Here is a 13,870-nt window from a genome sequence, read left to right as displayed (position 1 = left end):
CGGCCAGATCGGCGCGGCGCTCTGCGGCGTCTGCGCGCTGTTCGGCCGCCGCGATGCGCGCCTCCAGCTCAGCAAAACGCTCTTCGAGGGACAGGTTGGCACTGGCCAAACCGCTCATGCCCAGGCTGGCAGCCGCCACCGCAATGGCCAACGGCGTCTTGAACGCTGTCTTGTGCATTGTATTAAATCCTATTGTTTTTAAACGCGAGGCTCTTGAAAAACGATTGTTTTTAAAGCGCTATTGTTTTGATCGTATTGCCTGCTCCAGGCACTGACTTTCCCTTGACGTACTTTCCCTTGAATGTTGCAAAGCAACTCGTGTTTCGAGCCAGCAAGCAACAACCACTAAAACTTAATCGATTAAGTGTTAGTAAACCAACATGCTTTTGCTAATTATCGACCAATGTCTAACCTGCTATTTAGCCTTGGAAAAAACACCCAGCACGGAGTTAGACAAAAGTCGCTATTGAACTTCATGCCGACAGACGGCTAACTGGCACCTCAACTTAATCGTTTAAGTTGGCGCTGTCAGCGCCTTGTGACTTCACTCCCATAACAATAAACGTCGAGGAATACCGTTATGAAAAAGACGCTTCTTTCATCTGCGATTGCCCTGGCCAGCCTTGCCAGCGCCAGCGGTGCGGTCCAGGCCGCCGACCTGACCATCTCCTGCGGAGCCGTGGGTGCAGAGCTGACCCTGTGCCAGGAGGGTGTTCGCGCCTGGGAAGAAAAAACCGGCCATCGGGTAGACGTCGTCTCTACGCCCAACTCATCTACCGAGCGCCTGTCACTCTACCAGCAGATTCTCTCGGCCAACTCCAGTGATATCGACGTCATGCAGATCGACGTGGTGTGGCCCGGCCTGCTGGCCAACCACCTGCTCGATCTTCGCGAGGTATTGGGTGACGACGCAGCCGAAGGCCACTTCGAAACGATCGTGGTCAACAACACCATCGATGACCGGCTGGTCGCCATGCCCTGGTTTACCGATGCAGGCGTGCTTTACTACCGGGAAGACCTGCTGGAAAAGCACGGTCATGACGTTCCGACCACCTGGCAGGCACTCACCGAAACGGCCCGCGAGATTCAAGCGGCCGAACGTGACGAAGGCAACAGCCGCATGCAGGGCTTCGTGTTCCAGGGGCGCGCTTATGAAGGGCTGACCGTCAACGCACTCGAGTGGGTTGCCAGCTTTGGTGGCGGCACCGTGGTCGATAACGACGGCGAAGTGACCATCAACAACGAGCGCGCCGCAGAGGCTCTCGATCTGGCTGCCTCCTGGGTGGGCGATATCGCCCCGGAAGGCGTGTTGAACTACACCGAAGAGGAAGCCCGCGGGGTTTTCCAGGGCGGTAACGCGGTGTTCATGCGCAACTGGCCCTACGCCTGGGCGCTGGCCCAAAGCGATGACAGCGACGTACGCGGCAAGGTGGGAGTGGTCCAGCTGCCGGCCGGTGGTGATGAAGGGCAAAGTGCTGCGGGCCTGGGCGGCTGGAACCTGGCGGTCTCTCGCTATAGCGACAACCCCGAACTGGCCGCTGATCTGGTGGCCTTCCTGACCGGCGAGGAAGAGCAGAAGCGCCGCGCCATTCAGGCGTCCTACAACCCCACCCTGGATGCGCTCTACCAGGACGAGGAAGTGCTGGAAGCGGTGCCCTTCTTCGGCACGCTCTACGACACGTTCACCAATGCCGTCGCGCGTCCGTCTGCGCCTACCGGTGATGCCTATGGCCGCGTCAGCAACGCCTTTTTCAGCACCACTCATGACGTGCTTTCCGGCAGCAAGGATGGCGCCCAGGGCGTTGCCGATCTGGAAGGCGAACTGCTGCGCCTGAAGCGTCGTAACTGGTAATTGCGGAGACTCCCATGCCGAGCACTTCTCACCACGACGCGCCCTCCGGGGCGCGTTCCATAGCGCCCCCAAGGCGCCAGCGCGGCACCAAGGTGCGCCGTCAACGGGTCAAGGCGGCCTGGCTGTTCCTGGCCCCCATGCTGATCGCTCTGACCCTGGTGGCTGGCTGGCCGCTCCTGCGCACGTTCTTTTTGAGCTTTACCGATGCGTCGCTATCGGACCTGGGTGCGGCCAACCTGATCGGTTTCGAAAACTATCTGGTCTATGAGGATGGTCGTTGGTTCGGCGTACTGGCCGACCCCATCTGGTGGCGCTCGGTCTGGAACACGGTCTACTTCTCGGTGGTATCCGTGTCACTGGAAGTCATCTTCGGCGTCATCGTGGCGCTAATCCTGAATGCCGAATTCAAGGGCCGGGTGATCGTCCGGGCCGCGGTGCTGATCCCCTGGGCCATCCCGACCATCGTCTCTGCCCAGATGTGGGCATGGATGCTCAACGACCAGTTCGGCATCATCAATCATATGTTAATGGCCGTCGGCATCATCGACAACCCCATCGCCTGGACCGCCAGCGCCACCTACTCCATGTGGGCGGTCATCATGGTGGACGTATGGAAAACCATTCCCTTTGTTGCGCTGCTGGTACTGGCCGCGCTGCAGATGCTGCCCAAGGATTGCTACGAAGCCGCCGAAGTGGACGGCATTCATCCGGTACGCGTGTTCTTCAAGGTCACGCTGCCACTGATCACACCCGCGCTGATGGTGGCGGTGATCTTCCGCCTGCTGGATGCGCTGCGCGTGTTCGACGTGATTTACGTACTGACCTCCAACTCCACCAGCACGATGTCGATGTCGGTCTACGCCCGCCAGCAGCTGGTCGAGTTTCAGGATGTCGGTTACGGCAGCGCGGCCTCCACGCTGCTGTTCCTGATCATTGCGCTGGCCACCATTGCCTACCTCTATCTGGGCCGCAACAAGATCCAACTAGGAGGTGACTGATGACCACTCGTCAGCTAGCTAAAATAGCCAAACGCGTCGGCTTCTGGGCGCTGATTGCGCTCATCATGGTGTACGCGGTCTTCCCGTTCTACTACGCGGTGATCACCTCGCTCAAACCCTCCAGCGACCTGTTTCGCGTGGAACTGTGGCCCTCCAACTGGAACCTGAACAACTACGTTCAAATCTTCAGCCAGACCAGCTTCCTGCGCGCCATCTTCAACTCGATCATTGTCGCGTTCAGCGTGGTGTTCATTGCGCTGCTGCTGGGCATTACCGCGTCCTATGCGCTTGGGCGGGTACGTTTTCGCGGTCGCTCCACGGTGCTGCTGGTGATCCTCGGGGTCTCCATGTTCCCCCAGGTGGCGGTGTTGTCGGGGCTCTTCGAGGTCATTCGCGCGCTGAACCTTTACAACAACCCGGCGGGCCTGATTCTCAGCTACACCATCTTCACCCTGCCGTTCACCGTCTGGGTGCTGACCACGTTCATGAAGCAGCTGCCCATGGAGCTGGAAGAGGCCGCGATCATGGATGGTGCCACCCCCTGGGTCACCATCACCAAAGTGTTTTTACCGTTGATGTGGCCCGCCATGGCCACCACCGGACTGCTGGCCTTCATTGCCGCCTGGAACGAGTTCCTGTTCGCGCTGACCTTCACACTCACCGATGCCCAGCGCACGGTGCCTGTGGCCATCGCCCTGCTCTCGGGCGGCAGTGCTTATGAATTGCCCTGGGGGCCGATCATGGCCGCGTCCGTGGTGGTGACCGTGCCACTAGTGATTTTGGTGATCATCTTCCAGCGCCGCATTGTGTCTGGCCTGACGGCTGGCGCGGTGAAAGGCTGACCCGATAGACACTCTCAATGAATTCGCTGATGACTCTCAGCAACCGTTTTTAAGGAACGATGGTATGCAAGACAATACGATGTGGTGGCGCGGCGGCGTTATTTATCAAATCTACCCGCGCAGCTTTCTGGATAGCCGTGGCGACGGCGTGGGTGACCTGAACGGCATCACCGAGAAGCTGGACTACGTGGCATCGCTCAACGTGGACGGCATCTGGCTCTCGCCCTTCTTTACCTCGCCGATGCTCGACTTTGGCTACGATGTCAGCGACTACCGCGACGTGGACCCGATGTTCGGCACCCTGGACGACTTCAAGGCGCTGCTGGCCAAGGCCCACTCGCTGGGCTTGAAGGTGATGATCGATCAGGTGATCAGCCACACCTCGGATCAGCACCCCTGGTTCAAGGAGAGCCGTCAGGATCGCACCAACCCCAAGGCGGACTGGTTCGTCTGGGCGGACCCCAAGCCCGATGGCACGCCACCCAACAACTGGCTGTCGATTTTTGGCGGCCCGGCCTGGACCTTCGACTCCCGCCGCCAGCAGTACTACCTGCACAACTTCCTGACCAGCCAGCCGGACGTCAATTTCCACAACCCGGAAGCGCGTCAGGCGCAGCTGGACAACATGCGCTTCTGGCTCGATCTGGGCGTCGATGGGTTCCGTCTGGACACGGTCAATTTCTACTTCCACGATGCCGAGCTGCGGGACAACCCGCCGGTGCCCAAAGGCGAAGCCAAAACCCTGGGCGCCCCGGAAGCCAACCCCTACACCTGGCAGCGCCACGTCTACGACCTCAGCCGCCCGGAGAACCTGGGCTTCCTGCAGGACCTGCGCGCCTTGATGGATGAGTACCCCGGTACCACGACGGTGGGCGAAATCGGCGACGACAACCCTCTGGAACGCATGGCCGAGTACACCGCCGGAGGTGACAAGCTGCACATGGCTTACACCTTCGACCTGCTCAACATGCCGCATTCGGCGAGCTACCTGCGCGAAGTCATCGAGCGCTTCCAGCGCTTGGCGGGAGACGCCTGGCCCTGCTGGGCCACCTCCAACCACGACGTAGTGCGCAGCGCCACTCGCTGGGGCTCCGAAGAGGACCCGCACGCTTACCCCAAAGTCATGCTGGCCATGCTGTTTTCGCTACGCGGCAGCGTGTGCCTTTACCAGGGCGAAGAGCTGGGCCTGCCGGAAGCCGACGTGCCCTTCGAGCGCATTCAAGACCCCTATGGCAAAGTGCTGTGGCCCGAGTTCAAGGGCCGCGACGGCTGCCGCACGCCGATGCCCTGGAACGATGGCGAACAGGGCGGCTTCTCGGCAGTCGAGCCGTGGCTGCCCATGGAGCCCCGCCATCTGGCCTTATCGGTGAGCCGCCAGCAGTATGACCCCAACGCCACGCTCAATAGCGTACGCGCCCTGCTGGCCTTCCGGCGCCAGCACCCCGCGCTGTTCGATGGTGACCTGAACCTCGTGGACGTCGGCGACGATCTGCTGGGCTTTACCCGGCAAAAAGGCGACGAAACGCTGCTGTGTGTCTTCAACCTGACCGGCCAGACCCGGCACGCTTCGCTGCCCGTCGAAGTGACCAGTGACCTGGCCGTGGCCAACTTCACCGCCACCCGGGACGGCAGCGCGCTGACGCTACCGGCGTACCAGGCTGCCTTCATGCAGGTTGCCTGACCGCCACCGTTACCTTTAATAATGATAGCCGACCCGATCGCGGGTCGAGGTCGGCAAGGAGTTACCATGGCAAGTGTTACGCTTGAAAAGGTCAACAAGGTCTTTGGACGTGACCACATCATCAAGGATGTGGATCTGGCGATTGGTGACGGTGAATTCGTCGTGTTCGTTGGCCCCTCTGGCTGTGGCAAGTCCACCCTGCTGCGCCTGATCGCCGGGCTCGAGTCGATCACCGACGGCGACCTGAACATTGGTGGCACGGTGGTCAACGACCTGCCGCCACGGGAGCGCGGGGTGGGCATGGTGTTTCAGTCCTACGCCCTTTACCCCCACATGACCGTCTACGACAACATGGCATTTGGCCTGAAGTTGGCCAAGACCGCCAAGGAGACGGTACACGAGCGGGTCATGACCACCGCCAAAATCCTTCAGCTCGAAGAGCTGCTGCACCGCAAGCCCAAGGCGCTTTCGGGGGGCCAGCGCCAGCGGGTGGCCATGGGCCGCGCCATGGCCCGTGAGCCGCGCATACTGCTGTTCGACGAGCCGCTCTCCAACCTGGATGCCTCGTTGCGGGTGCAGATGCGCAACGAAATCGCCCGCCTGCACAACCGGCTGGGCTCCACCATGATCTACGTCACCCATGACCAGGTGGAAGCCATGACCCTGGCCGACAAGATCGTGGTCCTCAACCGTGGCCATGTGGAGCAAGTGGGCAGCCCCCACGAACTCTACCAGCGCCCGGCCACCAAATTCGTGGCAGGCTTCATTGGCTCGCCCACCATGAACTTCCTGCCAGCCCAGTTGACCAGCGGCTCCACCGACGGCTGCCGAGTCAAGGCCACGGGCATTGGCGAACTGGCGCTGCCACAATCGGCAGAAAGCTACTCGCCCGGCACGGGCCTGACCCTGGGAGTACGCCCCGAGCACCTGCGCCTGGAGGCCCCGCAAGGCGACAACTGCTTCGACATCGTCAATGTCGAGTATCTGGGTAACGAGGTGTATGTCTACCTGGAGCCTAAGGAAGGCAGTACGCTGCTGATTCATCGCAGCGAGGCCCCCAGCCAATGGCAGGAGGGTCAGCAAGTGTCGCTGGTGCCCGATCAGGCGCATGTACACCTGTTCGATGAAAGCGGCAGCGCACTGACGCTGTCGGCCAAACGTTCGGCGGCCTGAACCCCAGATCGCCCTCTTCGGCCCTGACCCAAGCGCCCTTCAATGAAGGGTAGTCTTGGCCCCCTCAGGGCCGCTATCCTGTGCAACACTCGAATAATTAGCCTGCGTCCTACTTAACCTGCTCAGGAAGCACCGTGACCGTTTCCCGTCGAATGACCCTAAAAGACCTGGCGCTGGAACTTGGCGTTTCCACCGCGACGATCTCCAATGCCTTCAATCGCCCGGACCAGCTCTCCCCCTTGCTGCGCGAACGCATCCTGCGCGAAGCCAAGCGGCTGGGTTACAACGGCCCCGATGCCAAGGCACGCAGCCTGCGCACCGGGCGCTCCAGCATCGTGGCGGTGATCCTGGCCGAGAGCCTGACCTACAGCCTCAACGATGCCGTGGCCAGCGAGTTTCTCTCCGGCGTGGCAGAGGTGCTCGATGCCCACGGGCATACCCTGCTGCTGCTGCCGGGTCGCGGACACGCGTCACAGCTACCCAATTCCGCCAACATTGCCGATGGCTTCATCGTCTACGGGCTGATGCCCAATGGCAAGATGATCGATGAGTTGCCCACCCAGCGGCCGCTGGTTTCAGTGGATTTCGACATCGACGGTTACCCTACGGTGCATATCGACGACCGTGACGCCAGCTACGCCATGGCCATGCACGCCCTGAAGCAACGGCCCGAACGCCCTGCCATCATCAATTTGCGGCTAACCAAAGAGCACTGCAATGGACGGGTGACCGCTGCGCATACGCTGCTGCCCGACAGCAGCACCATCAGCCGCGCGCGGCTGGCAGGCTTTCACGCTGCGCTTGCCGAACACGGCTTCGATACCGACACGGTCCCGTTATGGAATATCGAGGAAAATGTCTACGACGTGTGCGCCCCGGTACTCACCGAGATACTCGATCAACCCGCCAGCCAACGCCCTGACCTGCTGCTGTGCATGTCTGATCGCATCGCGCTGACAGCGCTGACACTGGCCGAGCAACGCGATATCAGCGTGCCTGACACGCTGCGCATCACTGGGTTCGATGGGATTGCCGAAGGGCAGTACCGGGCACCGCGACTGACCACGGTGCGCCAGGATAGCACTGGCAAGGGGCGTGTAGCCGCCAGCATGATTCTGGGTCGCATCCCCAAGGCCCAGCAGCTGCTCAAGACCGAGCTGTTGCTGGGCGACACCTGCCCTTGAGACGCCTGATCAGGCGGTTTTCTGCATGGCGATAGCGGTATCCAGCATACGGTTGGAGAAGCCCCATTCGTTGTCGTACCAGGCCATGATCTTCACCAAACGCCCATTCACACGGGTGTGATTGGCATCGAAAATCGACGAGTGGGCGTTGTGATTGAAGTCAATCGACACCAGCGGCTGAGCATTGACATCCAGCACCGCAGAGCCTGCAGCGGCTTTCTCGACGATGGCGTTGATCTCTTCTTTGGTCGTGTCACGCCCGGCGGTGAACGTCAGGTCGACCAGTGACACGTTGATCACGGGCACTCGCACGGCCAGGCCATCGAATTTGCCCGCCAGCTCCGGCAGCACCAGACCAACCGCCTGAGCCGCACCGGTCTTGGTGGGAATCATCGAGTGCGTGGCACTGCGCGCCCGGTACGGGTCCGAGTGATAGACGTCCGACAGGTTCTGGTCGTTGGTGTACGCGTGCACGGTGGTCATCAGACCGTTCTCGATGCCCACGGCATCGTTCAACGCCTTCGCCACGGGGGCCAGGCAGTTGGTGGTGCATGAAGCGTTGGAAACGACCTTGTGCTCGGCGGTGAGCACGTCGTCGTTGACGCCGTAGACCACGGTGGCATCGGCATCCGGGCTGGGCGCCGAGATCAGCACCCGCTGGGCACCGGCGGCAAGGTGTTTGGCCGCCGCGTCACGCTTGGTGAACAGGCCAGTACACTCCATCACCAGGTCCACGTTCAGGGCTGACCAGGGCAGATTGGCCGGGTCACGCTCGGAGGAAATGGCGATTCGGTCGCCGTCCACGGTGATGCTCTCGGCGTCGTGCTCTACCGTGAAGGGAAAATGGCCGTGCACCGTGTCGTGGCGCAGCAGGTGGGAATTCAATGAAGGGTCACCCAGGTCGTTGATGGCAACCACCTGAACGCGGTCACGGTAGCCGTTCTCATACAGTGCGCGCAGCACGTTACGGCCGATCCGTCCAAATCCGTTAATGGCAACTCTTATTGTCATGGTAGCACCTCTATCAAGCAGTGGTCGTCGATGGCGTATTCAGTAAAAAAATTACTAAAAATACGTCTTTAATCACCTGAAGGCCGATTAAAACCTGCCATAACCGCCCCAAAAGGCTAATAACTATCCAATATGTAGTAAAATTACTATATAAAGGCTATCGTAGTCCAATACTTAATGACCGATTCATCGGCCTGCGCGGCAACGCTCCACGGCTAGCTGTTTTGAGCGTTGCCCCTACCTATTCAGGAGTCTGCCCCATGACCACCCCAGCGCCCTCTTCGCCGCTTCGTCGTACCAAAATCGTGGCCACGCTAGGCCCGGCCAGTGATCGCCCCGGCGTGCTGGAGGCCATGCTCAAGGCGGGCGTGGATGTGGTGCGCCTCAACTTCTCCCACGGTTCGGCAGATGACCATCGTCGTCGGCTCAACGACGTGCGCGAGATTGCCCAACGCCTGGGCCGCAGCGTGGCAGCGCTGGGCGACCTGCAAGGGCCCAAGATTCGCATCTCGCGCTTTATCGAAGGGTCCGTGCAGCTGGAGGTCGGCCAGCCCTTCGTACTCGACATGACGCTGGATGCCCAGCAAGGCACCACCGAGCGAGTTGGCTGCGATTACAAGGCGCTGATCGAGGACGTGCACCCGGGCGACAGGCTGCTGCTCGACGACGGCCGCGTGGTGCTGGACGTCACCTCGATTAGCGGGCAGGAAGTGCACACCCGGGTACACGTGGGTGGCAAGCTTTCCAACAACAAGGGCATCAACAAGCAGGGCGGCGGCCTTTCCGCCCCGGCGCTGACCGACAAGGACAAACAGGACCTGCAGACCGCCATCGAGATTGGCGTCGATTACCTGGCCGTGTCGTTTCCCCGCAGCGCGGCGGACATGCAGGAAGCCCGCACCCTGCTGGGAGAAGCAGGCAAGGAGATCGGCCTGGTGGCCAAGCTGGAGCGTGCCGAAGCCGTGGCGGACGACGCAACCCTGGACGGCATCATCGTGGCCTCCGAAGCGGTCATGGTCGCCCGGGGGGATCTGGGTGTGGAAATTGGCGACGAAGCGCTGATCGGCACACAAAAACGCATCATCAAGCACGCCCGCACGCTGAACCGCGCCGTGATCACCGCCACCCAGATGATGGAGTCGATGATCGAGTCACCGCTGCCCACCCGCGCCGAGGTATTCGACGTGGCCAATGCCGTGCTGGATGCCACCGATGCAGTGATGCTGTCGGCGGAGACCGCCGCAGGCGACTACCCGGTCGAAACCATTGAAGCCATGAACCGCGTCTGCCTGGGCGCCGAGCGGGAACGGGTGGCCCAGGCGTCCGGGCACCGGATTCACGAGGGTTTCGAGCGCATCGATGAAACCATCGCCCTGTCGGCCATGTACGCCGCCAACCACCTGACGGGCGTGCGCGCCATCGCCTGCATGACCTCCACCGGCTACACCCCGTTGATCGCGTCACGCATCCGCTCTGGCTTGCCGATCGTCGGCCTGGCCCATAGCCCGATTGCCCAGCGCCGCATGGCGCTCTATCGCGGTGTGGTCTCGCTGCCGTTCGATACCAGCCAGATGGCCGCAGATCAGGTCAATGCAGAAGCCATCAAACTGCTCAAGACCCACGGATTGGCACGCCCGGGCGAGCATGTCATTCTTACCCGAGGCGACCACATGAACGCCCATGGCGGCACCAACACAATGAAAGTGCTGGCCGTTGACGCCGACTAATCCTTGCTCTGGAGAGCCCGACATGACCGATGCCCGCCCACCCCGCCAGGCCGTACGTACGCTGCCCGCGCGCAAGCGCATTGCGCTGATTGCCCACGACGGCAAGAAAACGGAGATGCTGGCGTGGGCGGAGCGCTGGAAGGACACGCTCAGCCAGCACACCCTGGTGGGCACCGGCACGACGTCGAGCCGCCTCTCCGCCGCCCTGGGTCTGCAAGTGGAGGGGCTGATGAGCGGACCGCTGGGCGGCGACCAGCAAATTGGTGCCCGAATTGCCGAGCAGCAGCTCGATATTCTGATCTTCTTCTGGGACCCCTTCGCTCCCCAACCCCACGACCCGGACGTCAAGGCCCTGCTGCGCCTGGCCGCCCTGTGGAACGTGCCGGTGGCCTGCAACGCCGCCAGCGCCGATTTTCTACTCTCCTCCCCTTACCTGGGGGAGCACTACGAGATGGCCATTCCCGATGCCAACGCCTGGGCCCAGGCGCGCTCGGTGTGAGCGCCGCCCGGGCATTCGCTTCACATCAGAATATTTAGCGGGAACGCAGGTGGCGCTCGACCACCTGCTGGCCAGGCTGGTAACGCCCGTTCATGGCATCCAGTGCACATTGCAGCGTCAGCTCGGCAATGCGGTCGTAATCCTGCAGTGCCGAATTGACGGGCTGAGGCAGGAAATCCAATAAGCGGTGATCGCCAAACGTGGCCAGCCGCAGCGACGCGGACAGCCCGCCTCTGGCCAGCAGCTCGTCGAAGACACCCTCCATCAGCGCATAGGACCCGGTGACCAGCGCATCCACCGGGCCGTTCTCAAACGCCTGGCGCGCCAGCGCGACCCCGACATCGCGTTCATAGCGCTCGCCGCTGAACGTCAGCGCCTGGATATTCTGCCCGGCCAGCGCCTGCTGAAACCCGGCCCGCCGCTCTCGGCTCACCGATAGCTCGGGCATGGCATCCAGCCACGCCACCGTGCGCGTGGCGGGGCTGATGACCGAGCGGGTCAACGCATACGCCGCCTGCTGGTCATTGCTGACCACACTGGCAAAGCGATGCGGCGCCAGCCCTCGGTCCACGCCCACCACGCTCCAGCCCTCTTCCGCCAGGTCGGCATAAAAGGGGTCGTTTTCCGGCAGACAGCTGGCGGTGATCAGCACTTCACAGCGCTGGGCACGTAGCGCCAGCGCCAGCGCCCGCTCGCTCTCGGCACAATCATCGGAGCTGACCAGCAAAAGCTGATAGCCCCGCTCGCGGGCGCCCCGCTCCAGCCGCTTGGCCAGCCGGGCGTAGCTGATGTTTTCGAGATCTGGAACGATCAAGCCAATCAAACGGCTTGCGCCACGGCGCAGGGCAGCGGCCTGTGGGTCGATGTGGTAGCGATACTCGCGCACCACCGCCATGACTTTTTCGATGGTGGCGGCACTGATTCGCCGCTGTTCGGCCTGGCCGTTGATTACATAGCTTGCCGTGGTGCGCGAGACCCCGGCCAGCCGGGCAATATCGGCAAGTGTCATGCTGGTTTCTCCCCTAATAAAGTCAGCAGTTTAGCAGCCGTTCCACCCTCTTCAGACCAAAGTCTAAAAAGACAAGCCTTGTGTCTAAAAGTGAATCGATTCAGCATAGCCACTATACACAGGTGACACGATTCATCCAGCTAACCTCAACGCTCTACGACTAACGTTTTATGCGCGCACATTCGCCGCCAATCGCAGACGTTGCCGTTACCTGACCGCGTTTACAGGAGAACCCTATGCTGACCCTCGGCCCTGATGACATCTTGCTCGACCGCCATGCGCAGGATTGGCAAGCTGCACTCGATAGCGCCGCCAAGGCATTGGCCGAGGCTGGCCTGGTGGAGGCCGAGTACCGCGATGGCCTGCATGCCCGTGAGGCGCAGTCCTCTACTTATCTGGGCAACGCCATTGCCATCCCCCACGGCACCCCGGAAAGCCGCCATCTAGTGAAGCGTACCGGCGTACGCGTGCTGCAGTTCCCCCAAGGGGTTCAGTGGCATGATGGCAACACCGTGCATGTACTGGTCACCATTGCTGCACAAAATGACGAGCACCTGGACATTCTGCGCCAACTGACCCACGTGCTGGACCGAGACGGCGTGGCCAGCGAATTGGCCAACGCCAGTTCAGCCGCCGGCGTGGCCCGGCTGCTTTCCCGCCCCGCCGTGGCTCCCAGGCTGGACGCCGACACCCTGTGTGTCAACTTCCCGGCCCGAGACCCGCAGGAGCTGGCACTGGCCGCCGCGGCCCGGCTGCGCCAAAGCGGCTGCGTCGACAATGCTTTCATCAGCGCCGTGGCCAGCGCTGCGCCACAGTGGTTGGGCAAAGGCCTCTGGCTCGCCAGCCAGGCAACGGGGGTACGCCAGCCCGCGTTGGGCGTGGCCACGCCCGCTGATGCCATCGAACACGACGGGCGCGCCGTTCACGCCCTCTTCTGCCTGGCGGCCAGCGGCGACAGCCACCGCCCGCTGCTCGAACAGCTGCTGGCACTGGTGGAGAGTGGCCAGAGTGAAAGCCTGATGGGCAAGAGCAGTGCCCAGCTGTTGGCGCTGCTGGCGGGAGAAACCGCCCAAACGCAAACACGCCGTGTGCGCGTTCTCAACCCCCACGGCCTGCACGCCCGCCCGGCCAAACAGCTGGTGCAAATCGCCCGCGCCCAGACCATGCCCATCAACGTTCGGCTGGAAGAGGGCAGCGCCACCACCGTCTCGGCGGCCAGTTTGACCAAGGTCATCGGCCTTGGCGCACGCCGCGGCCAGTGGCTGATTTTTTCCGCTGAAGGCGAACAAGCCAACAGCGCCCTGGAAGCCCTCGCCGCCGCCGTGGAAGAGGGCCTGGGCGAGAAAGTCACGCCCTTCGATGGCGGCCGCGAGACCCGCCCCGCCGCTGATACCCGCCAGCCCGATATCACGCCGCTGGCGGCCGATACCCCGCATACCGGCGTGGCGGCGTCTCCGGGGCTGGCCATTGCACCGGTGTTCGTCATTCGTCCGCTGGCGTTCGACTATCCCGAGCACGCCAGCGACCCCGAGGCAGAAGCGCGCCGCCTGAGTGCAGCGCTGCAGGAAGGTGCCGCCCAGCTGCAGGCGCTGGTGCATAACGCACCTGGCGGTGAAGTGGCCGACATCCTCTCCATGCACGAAGAGATGCTGGACGACCCCGAGCTGCGTCAAGCGGCGCTGGACGCCATCGGCGAAGGGCGCTCGGCGGAGGCTGGCTGGTGGGAAGCCATCGACACCGCCGCCCGTGCTCAGGAGATGCTGGCCGACCGGCTGCTGGCAGAGCGGGCCGCCGACCTGCGCGACGTCGGCCGCCGAGTGCTGGGTGTGCTGTGCGACGTGACCCTGCCCGAGCCACCCGACCACCCTTACATTCTGGTGATGGACGACATTGG

Annotated in this window: 11 protein-coding genes; 9 read left to right on the top strand and 2 right to left on the bottom strand. The window is 62.3% G+C overall.

Features of this window, described 5'->3' with window-relative positions; translation table 11 throughout:
- Window positions 1-580: 580 nt before the first annotated feature.
- The 6 genes from B7L72_RS00525 to B7L72_RS00500 all read left to right on the top strand — a co-directional run bounded on the left by B7L72_RS00525 (window position 581) and on the right by B7L72_RS00500 (window position 7,730).
- Window positions 581-1,852, top strand: a complete 1,272-nt coding sequence (locus B7L72_RS00525; protein ID WP_016914217.1) for an ABC transporter substrate-binding protein — start codon at window positions 581-583, stop codon at window positions 1,850-1,852.
- A 14-nt stretch (window positions 1,853-1,866) separates the two neighbouring features.
- Window positions 1,867-2,850, top strand: a complete 984-nt coding sequence (locus tag B7L72_RS00520; RefSeq protein ID WP_009099644.1) for a carbohydrate ABC transporter permease — start codon at window positions 1,867-1,869, stop codon at window positions 2,848-2,850.
- Complete coding sequence (locus tag B7L72_RS00515; RefSeq protein WP_016914219.1) at window positions 2,850-3,692, top strand: carbohydrate ABC transporter permease; 843 nt, start codon at window positions 2,850-2,852, stop codon at window positions 3,690-3,692. The genes B7L72_RS00520 and B7L72_RS00515 overlap by 1 nt, the downstream gene beginning before the upstream one ends.
- A gap of 64 nt (window positions 3,693-3,756) precedes the next feature.
- Window positions 3,757-5,373: an alpha-glucosidase family protein gene (locus B7L72_RS00510; protein ID WP_016914220.1), complete on the top strand. Its 1,617-nt coding sequence runs from the start codon at window positions 3,757-3,759 to the stop codon at window positions 5,371-5,373.
- 66 nt (window positions 5,374-5,439) lie between these two features.
- Complete coding sequence (locus tag B7L72_RS00505; RefSeq protein WP_016914221.1) at window positions 5,440-6,546, top strand: ABC transporter ATP-binding protein; 1,107 nt, start codon at window positions 5,440-5,442, stop codon at window positions 6,544-6,546.
- A gap of 152 nt (window positions 6,547-6,698) precedes the next feature.
- Window positions 6,699-7,730 (top strand): LacI family DNA-binding transcriptional regulator, encoded by a 1,032-nt coding sequence (locus tag B7L72_RS00500; RefSeq protein ID WP_081135061.1) that lies wholly within the window; start codon window positions 6,699-6,701, stop codon window positions 7,728-7,730.
- A 9-nt stretch (window positions 7,731-7,739) separates the two neighbouring features.
- Here the strand turns inward: B7L72_RS00500 and gap are convergent, their stop codons facing one another.
- A complete protein-coding gene (gap, locus tag B7L72_RS00495) occupies window positions 7,740-8,741 on the bottom strand; it encodes a type I glyceraldehyde-3-phosphate dehydrogenase (RefSeq protein WP_026001738.1) in 1,002 nt (333 codons plus the stop codon).
- A 260-nt stretch (window positions 8,742-9,001) separates the two neighbouring features.
- On the opposite strand from gap, the gene pyk reads away from it, so the two are divergent.
- Window positions 9,002-10,468, top strand: a complete 1,467-nt coding sequence (gene pyk, locus B7L72_RS00490) for a pyruvate kinase (protein WP_016914224.1) — start codon at window positions 9,002-9,004, stop codon at window positions 10,466-10,468.
- Between the two features lie 22 nt (window positions 10,469-10,490).
- Window positions 10,491-10,967, top strand: a complete 477-nt coding sequence (locus B7L72_RS00485; RefSeq protein ID WP_016914225.1) for a methylglyoxal synthase — start codon at window positions 10,491-10,493, stop codon at window positions 10,965-10,967.
- Between the two features lie 34 nt (window positions 10,968-11,001).
- Here B7L72_RS00485 and cra read toward each other — a convergent pair whose 3' ends face one another.
- Window positions 11,002-11,976, bottom strand: a complete 975-nt coding sequence (gene cra / locus B7L72_RS00480; RefSeq protein WP_081191969.1) for a catabolite repressor/activator — start codon at window positions 11,974-11,976, stop codon at window positions 11,002-11,004.
- Between the two features lie 236 nt (window positions 11,977-12,212).
- Here cra and fruB point away from each other — a divergent pair.
- Window positions 12,213-13,870, top strand: a 1,658-nt coding sequence (fruB, locus tag B7L72_RS00475; protein WP_139788407.1) for a fused PTS fructose transporter subunit IIA/HPr protein, incomplete at its 3' end; no start/stop codon positions are given.

Origin of the sequence: Halomonas sp. BC1, from assembly GCF_002078135.1 — a bacterium.
GTDB lineage: Bacteria > Pseudomonadota > Gammaproteobacteria > Pseudomonadales > Halomonadaceae > Vreelandella > Vreelandella stevensii.
The sequence above is the reverse complement of the archived record's forward strand: the minus strand, read 5'-3'. Positions and strand labels throughout refer to the sequence as shown.